17 protein-coding genes are annotated in these 13,400 nt (G+C 40.8%); 16 read left to right on the forward strand and 1 reads right to left on the reverse strand.

Annotated elements, in window-relative coordinates:
• Nucleotides 1–15: 15 nt before the first annotated feature.
• Nucleotides 16–3,681: a DNA-directed RNA polymerase subunit beta' gene (gene rpoC, locus PT278_RS04360; protein WP_277130562.1), complete on the forward strand. Its 3,666-nt coding sequence runs from the start codon at nucleotides 16–18 to the stop codon at nucleotides 3,679–3,681.
• 42 nt (nucleotides 3,682–3,723) lie between these two features.
• Here rpoC and PT278_RS04365 read toward each other — a convergent pair whose 3' ends face one another.
• Nucleotides 3,724–4,416, reverse strand: a complete 693-nt coding sequence (locus PT278_RS04365) for an A24 family peptidase (RefSeq protein ID WP_277130563.1) — start codon at nucleotides 4,414–4,416, stop codon at nucleotides 3,724–3,726.
• Nucleotides 4,417–4,600: 184 nt separating this feature from the next.
• Here PT278_RS04365 and rpsL point away from each other — a divergent pair, with 184 nt between their 5' ends.
• From rpsL to rplN, 15 genes are all read left to right on the forward strand, one after another.
• Nucleotides 4,601–5,008 (forward strand): 30S ribosomal protein S12, encoded by a 408-nt coding sequence (rpsL, locus tag PT278_RS04370; protein ID WP_277130565.1) that lies wholly within the window; start codon nucleotides 4,601–4,603, stop codon nucleotides 5,006–5,008.
• A gap of 14 nt (nucleotides 5,009–5,022) precedes the next feature.
• Entirely contained in the window at nucleotides 5,023–5,493 is a 471-nt protein-coding gene (rpsG, locus tag PT278_RS04375) for a 30S ribosomal protein S7 (RefSeq protein ID WP_277130567.1), read from the forward strand.
• A 34-nt stretch (nucleotides 5,494–5,527) separates the two neighbouring features.
• The gene (gene fusA / locus PT278_RS04380) at nucleotides 5,528–7,621 is read left to right on the forward strand and encodes an elongation factor G (protein ID WP_277130569.1); all 2,094 of its coding nucleotides are present in this window, start codon (nucleotides 5,528–5,530) and stop codon (nucleotides 7,619–7,621) included.
• 342 nt (nucleotides 7,622–7,963) lie between these two features.
• Nucleotides 7,964–8,272, forward strand: coding sequence for a 30S ribosomal protein S10 (gene rpsJ / locus PT278_RS04385; protein ID WP_046327486.1), 309 nt, complete (start codon nucleotides 7,964–7,966; stop codon nucleotides 8,270–8,272).
• A gap of 25 nt (nucleotides 8,273–8,297) precedes the next feature.
• Nucleotides 8,298–8,927, forward strand: coding sequence for a 50S ribosomal protein L3 (gene rplC / locus PT278_RS04390; RefSeq protein WP_277130570.1), 630 nt, complete (start codon nucleotides 8,298–8,300; stop codon nucleotides 8,925–8,927).
• Between the two features lie 14 nt (nucleotides 8,928–8,941).
• Nucleotides 8,942–9,574 carry a 50S ribosomal protein L4 gene (rplD, locus tag PT278_RS04395; RefSeq protein WP_277130571.1) on the forward strand — a complete coding sequence of 211 codons (633 nt, stop codon included), beginning with the start codon at nucleotides 8,942–8,944 and terminating at the stop codon, nucleotides 9,572–9,574.
• Nucleotides 9,571–9,876 carry a 50S ribosomal protein L23 gene (rplW, locus tag PT278_RS04400; RefSeq protein WP_277130572.1) on the forward strand — a complete coding sequence of 102 codons (306 nt, stop codon included), beginning with the start codon at nucleotides 9,571–9,573 and terminating at the stop codon, nucleotides 9,874–9,876. The genes rplD and rplW overlap by 4 nt, the downstream gene beginning before the upstream one ends.
• 15 nt (nucleotides 9,877–9,891) lie before the next feature.
• A complete protein-coding gene (gene rplB, locus PT278_RS04405; protein WP_277130574.1) occupies nucleotides 9,892–10,728 on the forward strand; it encodes a 50S ribosomal protein L2 in 837 nt (278 codons plus the stop codon).
• A gap of 18 nt (nucleotides 10,729–10,746) precedes the next feature.
• Nucleotides 10,747–11,025 carry a 30S ribosomal protein S19 gene (rpsS, locus tag PT278_RS04410; protein WP_277130576.1) on the forward strand — a complete coding sequence of 93 codons (279 nt, stop codon included), beginning with the start codon at nucleotides 10,747–10,749 and terminating at the stop codon, nucleotides 11,023–11,025.
• Between the two features lie 19 nt (nucleotides 11,026–11,044).
• Nucleotides 11,045–11,398, forward strand: a complete 354-nt coding sequence (rplV, locus tag PT278_RS04415) for a 50S ribosomal protein L22 (RefSeq protein ID WP_277130577.1) — start codon at nucleotides 11,045–11,047, stop codon at nucleotides 11,396–11,398.
• Nucleotides 11,399–11,411: 13 nt separating this feature from the next.
• Entirely contained in the window at nucleotides 11,412–12,083 is a 672-nt protein-coding gene (rpsC, locus tag PT278_RS04420; RefSeq protein WP_277130578.1) for a 30S ribosomal protein S3, read from the forward strand.
• Entirely contained in the window at nucleotides 12,083–12,523 is a 441-nt protein-coding gene (gene rplP, locus PT278_RS04425; RefSeq protein WP_277130579.1) for a 50S ribosomal protein L16, read from the forward strand. The genes rpsC and rplP overlap by 1 nt, the downstream gene beginning before the upstream one ends.
• Nucleotides 12,513–12,710, forward strand: coding sequence for a 50S ribosomal protein L29 (gene rpmC, locus PT278_RS04430; RefSeq protein WP_277130580.1), 198 nt, complete (start codon nucleotides 12,513–12,515; stop codon nucleotides 12,708–12,710). Before rplP ends, rpmC begins: the two co-directional genes overlap by 11 nt.
• Nucleotides 12,711–12,728: 18 nt before the next feature.
• On the forward strand, nucleotides 12,729–12,995 hold the full coding sequence (gene rpsQ, locus PT278_RS04435; RefSeq protein ID WP_277130581.1) for a 30S ribosomal protein S17: 267 nt from the start codon (nucleotides 12,729–12,731) through the stop codon (nucleotides 12,993–12,995).
• 32 nt (nucleotides 12,996–13,027) lie between these two features.
• Nucleotides 13,028–13,396: a 50S ribosomal protein L14 gene (gene rplN / locus PT278_RS04440; RefSeq protein WP_277130582.1), complete on the forward strand. Its 369-nt coding sequence runs from the start codon at nucleotides 13,028–13,030 to the stop codon at nucleotides 13,394–13,396.
• Nucleotides 13,397–13,400: the final 4 nt, after the last annotated feature.

A 13,400-nucleotide genomic window follows, 5' to 3' on the forward strand; every position in this document is an offset into this window, starting at 1 on the left:
TAGGGGGTTAAACTTTTGATCGATGTAAATAAGTTTGAAAGCATGCAAATTGGTCTTGCATCACCTAACAAGATCCGCAGCTGGTCATACGGTGAAGTTAAGAAGCCAGAAACAATTAACTACCGTACTTTAAAGCCAGAAAAAGACGGTCTGTTTGATGAAAGGATTTTCGGGCCAACTAAAGACTGGGCCTGTGCATGTGGTAAATACAAGGGCGTTCGCTATCGCGGAATCGTTTGTGATCGCTGTGGGGTTGAAGTTACCTCTGCCAAAGTCAGAAGAGAACGGATGGGTCACATTGAGTTGGCTGCTCCAGTTACTCATATCTGGTACTTCAAGGGTATTCCATCTCGGATGGGATTAATTCTTGATATGTCACCAAGATTACTGGAAGAAGTAATTTATTTTGCGGCTTACATCGTAATCGATCCTGGTGATACTGACCTTGAATTTAAACAATTAATGACCGAAGCTGAATACCGTGAGCAAAAAGCTAAATACGGTAATCGCTTTACTGCCAAGATGGGTGCCGAAGCAATCCGTGATTTGTTACGGAAAGTTGACCTAGCCAAGGAAGTTGCCGATTTAAAGAAAGAATTGGAAACTGCAACTGGTCAAAAACGGACACGGGCAATTAGACGGTTAGATATCTTAGATGCCTTCAAGGATTCAGGTAATAAGCCTGAATGGATGGTTATTGATGCTGTTCCCGTTATCCCACCGGACTTGCGGCCAATGGTTCAACTAGAAGGTGGTCGTTTTGCCACTTCTGACTTGAATGACCTTTACCGCCGGGTAATTAACCGGAATAACCGTTTGAAGAGACTGCTTGACTTAAACGCACCAAACATTATCGTTCAAAACGAAAAGCGGATGCTGCAAGAAGCCGTTGATGCTTTGATTGATAACGGTCGTCGTGGCCGTCCAGTTGTTGGACCAGGTAACCGACCATTGAAGTCACTGTCACACATGCTTAAGGGTAAGCAAGGACGTTTCCGTCAAAACTTGCTTGGTAAGCGTGTTGATTACTCAGGTCGTTCAGTTATCGACGTTTCACCAAAATTGAAATTATATCAATGTGGTGTTCCGCGCCCAATGGCATTGGAATTATTCAAACCATTTGTAATGCACGAATTGGTTAAACGTAAGATTGCTTCTAATATCAAGAGTGCTAAGCGTAAGATTGATCGTGAAGACGATGATGTCTGGGATGTACTTGAAGATGTAATTAAGGAAAGAACGGTTCTGTTAAACCGTGCCCCTACTTTGCACCGTTTGAGTATTCAAGCCTTTGAACCAGTTCTAGTTCCTGGTAAGTCAATTCGGCTGCACCCATTAGCTTGTGAAGCTTACAATGCCGACTTCGATGGGGACCAGATGGCTATCCACGTTCCACTATCAGATGAAGCTGTTGCTGAATCACGGCTGTTGATGCTTGCTGCGCATCATATTTTGGCTCCTAAGGATGGTAAGCCAATCGTTACACCATCACAGGATGTCGTTTTGGGTAACTACTGGTTAACTCAAGCTGAACGTGGCCGTGAAGGTGAAGGCATGATCTTCAATTCACCTGAAGAAGCTACAATCGCATACAATAATGGTGATATTCACTACCACACAATTATTGGTATGTCAGCTGATTCAATGCCAAAGAAGGCATGGCCTAAGGGTTACGAACATGGTATTTTTGTTACTACCTATGGTCGGGTAATTTTCAATCAAATTGCACCAGAAGATTACTTCTACATCAATGAGCCAACTGAAGAAAACTCGAATAATCCACTAGATACTAAGTACTTCTTAGAGCCTGGTGAAGATATTCATGAAAAGATTGATAATGTTGGCGATGACTTAGTTGCAACACCATTTAAGAAGTCATTCTTATCTGATTCAATTGCGACTATCTACAAGTATTACAAGGTTCAAAGAACATCAGAATACCTTGATGATTTGAAGAAGTTAGGCTACATCAGTTCAACTACTTCTGGTATTACAATTGGGATGACCGATGTTCCAGAAATTAATGATAAGGACGAAAAGGTAGCTAAGGCCCACAAGCAAGTTGATGTTGTTTCTAAGCAATTTAGACGCGGCTTGATTACTGAGCAAGAGCGGCACGATCGTGTTATCAGCATTTGGAACGAATGTAAGGATCAAGTTCAAAACGAAATTGCGCAGATCTATGATCCACGTAACCCAATTACAATCATGGCCGATTCCGGTGCCCGTGGTAACATTTCTAACTTTACTCAGTTAGCCGGAATGCGTGGTTTGATGGCCACCCCTAACGGTGGGTTGTTCGAAATTCCAGTTACTTCAAACTTCAAGGAAGGTTTGTCAGTTTTGGAATTGTTCATGTCCACTCACGGTGCCCGTAAGGGAATGACTGATACGGCCTTGAAGACTGCTCAGTCTGGTTACTTGACACGGCGGTTAGTTGATGTTGCTCAGGATGTTATCATCCGTGAAGATGATTGTGGTACCGACCGTGGTATCCATGTTCACGCCATCATGGAAGGTGACGAATTAATCGAGCCATTATACGATCGTTTGCTTGGTCGTTTCACTGCTGAAACTGTTAAGAACCCAGAGACTGGTGAAGTACTTGCTGGTCCAAACGAAATGATGGATGAAGACTTAGCTCATAAGATTTGTGATGCTGGTGTTACTGACGTCAAGATTCGTTCAATCTTAATCTGTGATACACCTCACGGTGTTTGTCGCAAGTGTTACGGTATGAACTTGGCTACTGGTGAAGAAGTTGAAGTCGGTGAAGCAGTTGGTACTGTTGCCGCACAATCAATCGGTGAACCTGGTACTCAGTTGACTCTTCGTACTTTCCACAACGGTGGGGTTGCCGGTGCCGAAGATATTACTCAAGGTCTTCCTCGTGTGCAAGAATTGTTTGAAGCTCGTAACCCTAAAGGTCGGGCAATCATTTCTGAAGTTGATGGGACAATTGATTCAATTCAAGAAAACCCAGCTGAACATACTCGTGAGATTACTGTTAAGGGTAAGATTGATACTAGAAGCTACAGTGTTCCTTATACTGCTTCTGTTGCAGTTGCTGAAGGTGACTTCGTTAACCGTGGTGACAAGTTGACTTTAGGTTCTGTTGATCCTAAGGAATTAATTCAAGTAACTGATACTTTGACAACTGAAGAATACATCTTAGTTGAAGTTCAAAAAGCCTACAGAATGCAGGGGGTTGACATTTCTGACAAGCACGTCGAAGTCTTAACTCGTCAAATGCTGCAAAAGGTTCGGATTCTTGATCCAGGTGAAACTGACTTATTGCCAGGTGCCGTAATGGATATTGGCGACTTCAAGGAACAAAACAAGTCAGTCATTATTTCTGGTGGTATTCCAGCTACTGCACAAAGTGTTATCTTGGGAATTACCAAGGCTGCCCTTGAAACTAACAGTTTCTTGTCTGCCGCTTCGTTCCAGGAAACAACTCGTGTTCTGACTGATGCATCAATCAGAGGCAAGAATGATCCACTGCTTGGTTTGAAAGAAAATGTTATCATCGGTAAGATTATTCCAGCTGGTACTGGTCTTCCTGTTTACCGTAACATGGAACCTGAAGCTGACGTTAAGCGACCACAATCTGTTTACTCAATTGCTGATATTGAGAAAAAGATGAAGGAAGCTGACAAGGCTAAGGAACCACAAAAATAGTTCAAAATAAATAGCGTTTCTACGTGAGTAGGAACGCTATTTTTATTTAAAGAAAAGTTGAATGGTTAATCCCAGAAAAAGATAGGGGACAAAGGCAATGGTAGTTTGCTTTTGTCCCTTTTGCTGTTTTAGACAAAAATGAACAATCAATAGAGATGCACCTATTAGGAAAATAAAATTTGCCGTCTGGGGACTGAAGTAGAGAGCTAGGATGAGATAAATAAGTAAATCGCCGCTGCCTAGCTTGTTTTGCCAAACATAGAAAATTAATAGCAGCAAAATCGGTAATAATTCAACGTAATCTAAAAGCTGAAAATGAAGTAGGTTATTACTTTTAAATAGAGCTAGGCATAGCGCTGGGAAAAGCATTGCTAAGTGAAATTCTTGCTGTTCGTAATCACTGATTGCTGCCAGTAAGATGCTAAAGATCAGAATGGCAGTTGCCAAGTCTTGAAGCTGGCTAAAGTCAATTTGCATAAAGGCAAGGCCGCCACAAATTTCAATAATTGGTAATTTAACCGGAATTTGACTATTGCAGTGGCGACATTTGCCGCGCAGCCAAAGATAAGAAATTATGGGTAATTCATCAAGTAAGCTAAGTTCAGTTTGACAGGTGTTGCAGCGCGAGCGGGTTATGAAAAAGTCGAAAGTCTCCCAATGCTCATAAACAACAGCGGCGTGGGAAGCAAGACAAGTCCCGATTAAAAAATTAGTTAATGTGTAAATCCAGTTCATTTTGTTACCTCATTAATAGGTACGCAGAAAAAGATAAATCCTACTTTTTAAATAAATAAAGATTGATTTATCTGCAAAAGCGAGTACAATAGTCTTTGTATGTTTTGATGATAGTTCAGGATCTAAAAAAGAAACTCCTGGATGTGTGAACAGAATAAACAGTTTTTTTAGGAGGAAAAAGTTAATGCCAACTATTAACCAATTGGTAAGAAAAGGCCGTCACTCAAAGACGACTAAATCAAAGTCACCAGCTTTAAGCTACGGCTACAACAGTATGAAGAAAGAATTAGTATTCAACCCAGCTCCACAAATGCGTGGTGTTGCAACTCGTGTTGGTACTATGACACCAAAGAAGCCAAACTCAGCTTTGCGTAAGTACGCTCGTGTTCGTCTTTCTAACTTAATCGAAGTTACTGCCTACATCCCAGGTGAAGGCCACAACTTGCAAGAGCACTCGGTTGTTTTAATCCGTGGTGGTCGTGTAAAGGACCTTCCTGGTGTACGTTACCATATTATCCGTGGTGCCCTTGATACTGCTGGTGTTGATGGCAGAAAACAAAGCCGTTCTAAGTACGGTGCTAAGAAAGATTAAGGAGGAGTTAAATAATGCCTAGAAAAGGACATGTAACTAAAAGAGACGTTTTAGCAGATCCAGTTTACAACTCAAAGCTTGTTACTAAGTTAATCAACCACTTGATGCTTGATGGTAAGAGAGCTAAGGCATCTTCTATCCTTTATGATGCTTTCAACATCGTTAAAGACAAGACTGGCAAGGAGCCACTTGAAGTTTTTGAAGAAGCTATGAACAACATTATGCCAGTTTTGGAAGTTAGAGCTCGCCGTATCGGTGGTTCAAACTACCAAATCCCAGTTGAAGTTCGTCCAGAAAGAAGAACTACTTTGGGCTTAAGATGGCTTGTTTCATACGCTCGTTTACGTAATGAACACACTATGGATGAACGTTTAGCTAACGAAATCATTGACGCTTCAAACAACACCGGTTCTGCAGTTAAGAAGCGTGAAGACGTTCACCGTATGGCTGAAGCTAACCGTGCATTCGCACACTACCGCTTCTAATTTAATTGGTATATTTTTAAGGAGATAAGAATTTATGGCTAATAAGCGTGAATTTCCATTAGAAAAGACACGTAACATTGGTATCATGGCCCACATTGATGCGGGTAAGACTACCACTACTGAACGTATCCTTTACTACACTGGTAAAATCCACAAAATTGGTGAAACCCATGAGGGTGACAGCCAAATGGACTGGATGGAAGAAGAAAAGGAACGTGGTATTACCATTACCTCAGCCGCTACGACTGCGCAATGGCAAGACTACAGAATTAACATCATTGATACCCCAGGACACGTTGACTTCACTATCGAAGTTGAACGTTCACTTCGTGTTCTTGACGGTGCGGTAACTGTTCTTGATGCTCAAGCTGGTGTTGAACCACAAACTGAAAATGTATGGCGTCAAGCTGAGACTTACGGTGTTCCTCGAATTGTTTTTGTTAACAAGATGGACAAGATTGGTGCAGATTTTGATAAGTCTGTTACTTCTTTACACGAACGCTTAAATGCCAATGCTTTACCTGTTCAAATGCCAATTGGTTCTGCCGAGACTTTTGAAGGTGTTATTGACTTAATCAACATGGTTGCTGATGTTTATGATGAAGACAAACTTGGTTCAAAATGGGAAACTATTCCAGTTCCTGACGAATACAAGGCAGAAGCTGAAAAGCGTCGTAGTGCTTTAATCGAACAAGTTGCTGATGTTGACGATGACATCATGGAAAAATACCTTAATGGTGAAGAAATTTCCATTGATGAATTAAAGGCTGCTATTCGTAAAGCAACTTTGAACTTGGAATTGTTCCCAGTATTTGCTGGTTCAGCTTTCAAGAACAAGGGTGTTCAAATGATGCTTGACGGTGTTGTTGACTACTTACCATCACCAGTTGATGTTAAGCCATACATCGCTCATGATCCTAAGACTGGTGAAGAAAAAGAATTAGTAGCTGGAGACGACAAGCCATTCTCAGCTTTAGCCTTCAAGATCGCTACTGATCCATTTGTTGGTCGTTTGACTTACATTCGTGTTTACACTGGTTCTCTTGAATCAGGTTCATACGTTTTGAATGCTTCAAAGAACAGTCGTGAACGTGTTGGTCGTTTATTGCAAATGCACGCTAACTCAAGAACTGAAATTTCAGAAGTATTCTCAGGTGATATCGCTGGTGCCATTGGTTTGAAGAACACCACTACTGGTGACTCATTAACTGATCCAGACCACCCATTAATTTTGGAAAGTTTGGAAGTTCCAGATCCAGTTATTCAAGTTTCAATTGAACCTGAATCAAAGGCTGACCGTGATAAGCTTGATGTTGCTTTACAAAAGTTGACTGAAGAAGACCCAACTTTCAGAGCTGAAACTAATGCTGAAACTGGTCAAACCTTGATTTCCGGAATGGGTGAATTGCACTTGCAAATCATGGTTGAACGTATGAAGCGTGAATTCCACGTTGAAGCTAAGATCGGTGAACCACAAGTTGCTTACCGTGAAACCTTCACTAAGCCTGCTCAAGCTCAAGGTAAATTTGTTCGTCAATCAGGTGGTAAGGGTCAATACGGTGACGTTTGGATTGAATTTACACCAAACGAAAGAGGTAAAGGCTACGAATTCGAAGATGCCATTGTCGGTGGTGTTGTTCCTCGTGAATTTATCCCTTCAGTAGATGCTGGACTTCAAGAATCAATGAAGAACGGTATCCTCGCTGGTTACCCATTGATCGACGTTAAGGCTAAGCTTTACGATGGTAGTTACCACGAAGTCGACTCATCTGAAGCTGCCTTCAAGGTTGCTGCTTCACTTGCATTGAGAAATGCTGCTCCTAAGGCTGGTGCTGTAATCCTTGAACCAATTATGAAGGTTCAAGTAATTACACCAGAAGAATACTTAGGTGACGTAATGGGTTCCATCACTGCTCGTCGTGGTACAATGGACAACATGCAAGACCGTTCAGGTGCTAAAGTGTTGAACTCAATGGTTCCACTTGCTGAAATGTTTGGTTATGCAACTACTTTGCGTTCATCAACTCAAGGTCGTGGTACATTTACAATGGTATTTGACCACTACGCAGCTACTCCTAAGTCAATTCAAGCAGAAATTATCAAGAAGCGCGGCGGCGACGCTGAATAATTCTTGTTAGTTTTAAAAAATAAAACTTAAGACTTTTAAAGAGTCATTGGTAATGCCAATGACTCTTTTTTTGAAGAAAATAATTATTAAAAAGATGAATATTATAGGTAGAAAAAACAAAAAAATAAAATAAAAGTGCCCTAAATCCTTGATATTTCAACAAGGAGCAGGTATACTATTGTTTGTGCGTTTAGGACGTATTATGTCTTAATGCATGTATTTGTTGTAAAGCGTTGATGCAAAAGGTTGCGGCACACCAGGCTGCATTGCCACAGAGGTGTGGCCGGTAATTTTTGCGGAGGCTAGTCATCTTTTAAAAGAAGACGTTAAGGAGGTAATTCAATGGCAAGTCAATCTATTCGTATCAGACTTAAGTCATACGAACATGGTATTCTCGATGAATCAGCTGCTAAGATTGTAGCTACTGCTAAGAGAACTGGTGCTGAAATTTCAGGTCCTGTTCCACTACCAACAGAAAGGGTTTTATTCACTGTTCTACGTTCACCACATAAGAACAAGGACTCACGTGAACAATTCGAAATGCGTACGCACAAGCGTTTAATCGACATTTTGAATCCAACACCTAAGACTGTTGATTCTTTAATGAAGCTTGATCTTCCAAGCGGCGTTGACATCGAAATCAAATTATAATTTTTAAAAAGAAAGAGGTGTAATCATGACCAAAGGAATCTTAGGAAGAAAAGTCGGTATGACTCAAGTCTTCACTAAAGATGGTATCCTTGTTCCCGTAACTGTTGTTGAAGCAACTCCTAACGTTGTTATGCAAGTTAAGACTGTTGAATCAGACGGTTACGAAGCAGTTCAATTAGGTTACCAAGATAAGCGTGAAGTTTTGAGCAACAAACCAGAAAAAGGTCATGCTGCAAAAGCAAAGACTTCGCCTAAGCGCTTCATTCGTGAAATCCGCGGAGTTGAGCTTAAGGACTACGAAGTCGGCTCAGAAGTTACTGTGGACACATTTAAGGAAGGCGACGTTGTAGACGTTACTGGAATTACAAGAGGTCATGGATACCAAGGTAACATTAAGCGTTGGGGCCAATCACGTGGACCTGAAACTCACGGTTCAAGATACCACAGAGTTCCTGGTTCAATGGGTTCCATCATTAACCGTGTACCAAAGGGCAAGCGTTTGCCAGGTCACATGGGTATGAAGAAAGTTACCATTGAAAACTTAGTAATTGAAAAAGTTGTAGCTGACAAGAACGTATTGCTTATCAAGGGTAACGTTCCAGGTGCTAAGAACTCATTAATTACTGTTAAATCTGCTGTTAAGATTAATAAATAGGAAGGAGGACTAGAATGGCTAATTTAAAGGTTATCGATCAAAAAGGTAAAGATGCTGGTGAAGTTACTTTAAATGATGCAGTTTTTGGTATTGAACCAAACGAAAGCGTCGTATTTGACGCAATCATCAGACAAAGAGCTGGCAAACGTCAAGGTACCTCAAAAGTTAAGAATAGATCTGCTGTTCGCGGCGGTGGTAAGAAACCATGGAAGCAAAAGGGTACTGGACGTGCTCGTCAAGGTTCCATCAGATCTCCACAATGGCGCGGCGGTGGTGTTGTCTTTGGACCAACTCCACGTTCATACGCATATTCAATGCCAAGAAAGCAACGTCGTTTGGCTATTAAGTCAGTTCTTTCCCAAAAATTGATTGATCAAGATTTAATCGTTTTAGACCAGTTGACAATGTCAGCTCCTAAGACTAAAGAATTTAAGTCAATGTTAAGTGACTTGAACGTTGAAGGTAAAGTTTTAGTTGTTTCAGACGACAAGAACGTACAACTTTCAGCAAGAAACTTGACTAATGTTAAGGTTGTTCCTGTTAACGGCGTAAATGTTGAAGACGTTGTTAACTATGGCAAGTTGATCTTAACTAAGGATGCTGTAGAGAAGATTGAAAAGAATGTTGAGGGGGCTTCAAAGAAATGAGTGCACACGATATCATTTTAAGACCTGTCATTACTGAAAAGTCAACGAACTTAATGGATGATAAGAAGTACACTTTCAACGTGCTTTTAACTGCAACCAAGACTCAAGTTCGTAACGCTGTTGAAGAAATCTTCGATGTTAAGGTTAAGAAAGTTAACATCATGAATGTTCGTGGTAAGGACAAGCGCGTTGGTCGCTATGCTGGTAAAACAGCTCGCACCCGTAAAGCAATTGTTACTTTAACTGACGATTCAAACGACATCAAGATTTTCAAAGACGAAAACAAAGAAGAGAATAAGTAATAGGAGGTCAGTCAATTGGCTATTAAAGTTTATAAGCCAACCACAAATGGTCGCCGTAATATGACTTCTTCCGACTTTGCTGAGATTACGACGAGCAAGCCAGAACGTACCTTGCTTGAATCACAATCACATACAGCAGGCCGTAACTCATATGGTCATATTACTAGTAGACACCGTGGTGGTGGTCACAAGCAAAAGTACCGTGTTATCGATTTTAAGCGTAATAAAGATAATGCAAAAGCAGTTGTTAAATCTATCGAATACGATCCAAACAGAACTGCTAACATTGCACTTCTTCACTACACTGACGGTATCAAGACTTACATTCTTGCACCTAAGGGCTTAAAAGTTGGTGATATCGTTGAATCTGGTGCAGATGCAGACATCAAGCCAGGTAACGCATTACCATTAAAGAACATTCCTACTGGTACTTCAATTCACAACATTGAAATGAAACCTGGTAAGGGTGGACAACTTGTAAGAAGTGCTGGTACAAGTGCTCAAGTTTTAGGTTTTGACGGTAACTATGCATTAATCAGATTACAAAGTGGCGAAGTTCGTAAGATTTTGTCAGTTTGTCGTGCTACTATCGGCGTTGTTGGTAATGAACAACATTCATTGATCCAATTAGGTAAAGCTGGTCGTAGCCGTTGGTTAGGCAGACGTCCACAATCACGTGGTTCCGTAATGAACCCTAACGATCACCCACATGGTGGTGGTGAAGGTAAGGCTCCAGTTGGTCGTCCACAACCTATGACTCCTTGGGGTAAGAAGAGTCGCGGCGTTAAGACTAGAAATAGTAAGAGAGCTAGCGAGAAGTTAATCATTCGTCACCGTAAGGGTAGCAAATAATAGAAGGAGGGTTAATTAATGAGCCGTAGTATTAAAAAAGGACCTTTTGCAGACGCATCATTGTTGAAGAAGGTTGAAGCTCAAGAAAACGCAGAAAAGAAACAAGTTATTAAAACTTGGTCACGTCGTTCAACTATTTTCCCTTCCTTTGTTGGTTTGACTATAGCTGTTTACGATGGTAGAAAACATGTTCCAGTTTATGTTACTGAAGACATGGTTGGTCACAAGTTAGGTGAATTCGTTCCAACGAGAACTTTCCGCGGACACAAGACATCTGACGATAAGGCTACAAAATAAAGAAGGGAGAAACACTTAAATGGCAGAACAAATTAGTTCAGCTAGAGCTGAAGCAAGAACTGTTCGTATTGCTGCAAGAAAAGCTCGTTTAGTCGTTGACTTAATTCGCGGCAAAGACGTTGCTGAAGCATTAGCAATCTTAGAATTTACGCCTAGAGCTGCTTCCCCAATCGTTGAAAAAGTTTTACGTTCAGCAATTGCTAACGCAGAACACAACTATGATCTTGAAAGTGCAAATCTTTACGTATCAGAAGCATATGTAAACGAAGGTGCAACTTTGAAGAGATTCCGGCCACGTGCTAAGGGTATGGCTTCTCCAATTAACAAGAGAACAAGTCATGTAGTTGTAGTAGTTTCAGAAAAGAACGATTAAGGGAGGTATATTAATGGGTCAAAAGATTAACCCAAATGGTTTCCGTCTTGGCGTTATTCGCGACTGGGAATCTAAATGGTATGCTGACAGAGGATACAAAGAAACCTTAAATGAAGACCTGCGCATCAGAAAATTCATTTCTAAGAAGTTGAAGGATGCCTCTGTTTCTACTGTTGAAATTGAACGTGCAGCTAACAGAATCAACGTTTCCATCAATACTTCAAAACCAGGTATGGTAATTGGTAAAGGTGGTTCTGAAGTTGAAGCTTTAAGAAGAGACTTAAATGCTTTAACTAAGAAACAAGTACATGTTAACATTGTTGAAATTAAGAAACCAGATCTTGATGCTAAATTAGTTGCTGATAGCATTGCTAGTCAACTTGAAGCTCGTATTGCTTTTAGACGTGCAATTCGTCAAGCTACTCAAAGAACTATGCGTGCTGGTGCTAAAGGTATCAGAGTACAAACTTCTGGTCGTTTAAACGGTGCCGACATGGCAAGAAGAGAATGGCATACAGAAGGTCGTGTACCATTACAAACTTTAAGAGCTGATATTGATTACGCTTGGGTAAATGCCTACACCACTTATGGTGAAATTGGTGTTCAAGTCTGGATCAACCGCGGTGAAGTCTTGCCAACTAAGAACAAGAAACCCGCAAAAGCAGTGAAGGGAGGAAACAAATAATGCCTTTAGTACCAAAACGAGTAAAACACCGTCGTGAATTCCGTGGTAAGATGCGTGGTGCTGCTAAAGGTGGTAGAACTATTGCCTTTGGTGAATATGGTCTACAAGCCCTCGAATCTCACTGGATTACTAATCAACAAATCGAAGCTGCTCGTGTTGCGATGACTCGTTACATGAAACGTGGCGGTAAAGTTTGGATCAGAATTTTCCCACAAAAGTCATACACTGCTAAAGGTGTAGGTGTACGTATGGGTTCTGGTAAAGGTGCACCAGCCGGTTGGGTAGCTGTAGTAAAAAGAGAAAAGATTATGTTTGAAATCGGTGGCGTTGACGAAGCAACTGCTCGTGAAGCTTTACGTCTTGCTTCAACTAAGTTACCAATCAAATGTAAGTTTGTGACTAAAAGTTCGGAAGTAGGTGGCAATTCTAATGAAGGCTAAGGATATCAGAACACTAACCACTGATCAAATGTTAGAAAAGGAAAAGCAATATAAAGAAGAACTTTTCAACTTGCGTTTCCAACAAGCAACGGGTCAATTAGAAAATACCGCTCGCCTGAGTAAAGTCCGCAAGAATATCGCTAGAATTAAAACAATTCTTAGTGAAGAAGCATTGAAGAAAGATTAGTGGAAGGGAGTTATTAACTTGAGCGAATCAATCGAAAGAAATCATCGTCACGTATATCAAGGTCGTGTAGTTTCTGATAAGAATGACAAGACTATCACTGTTGTAGTTGATACTTACAAGAACCACCCTGTTTACAAGAAGCGTATTAGATATTCTAAGAAATACTATGCACAAGACGAAAATAATGAAGCTAAAGTTGGCGATACTGTTCGTATCATGGAAACTCGTCCATTATCTCGTACAAAGCGCTTTCGTTTAGTAGAAATTGTTAAGAAATCTGTTTAATTTTGCGGATTTAGTGAGGGGAGGACTATACAGTGATTCAAAATGAATCCCGTTTGAGAGTTGCTGATAACTCTGGTGCCAGAGAACTTTTAGTTATTAGAGTCTTAGGTGGATCAAAACGTAAGACCGGTAACATTGGTGATATCGTGGTAGCAACTGTTAAACAAGCAACACCAGGTGGCGTTGTCAAAAAAGGTGACGTTGTTAAAGCTGTCATTGTCAGAACAAAATCAGGCGCACGCCGTGAAGATGGATCATACATTAAGTTTGATGAAAATGCTGGCGTAGTTATTAATGCAGATAAGAGCCCACGCGGTACTCGTATCTTTGGGCCCGTTGCACGTGAGTTACGTGAGCACGACTTTATGAAGATCGTCTCTCTTGCTCCTGAAGTCTTATAATTAA

The organism is Lactobacillus sp. ESL0703 (genome assembly GCF_029433435.1).
GTDB lineage: Bacteria > Bacillota > Bacilli > Lactobacillales > Lactobacillaceae > Lactobacillus.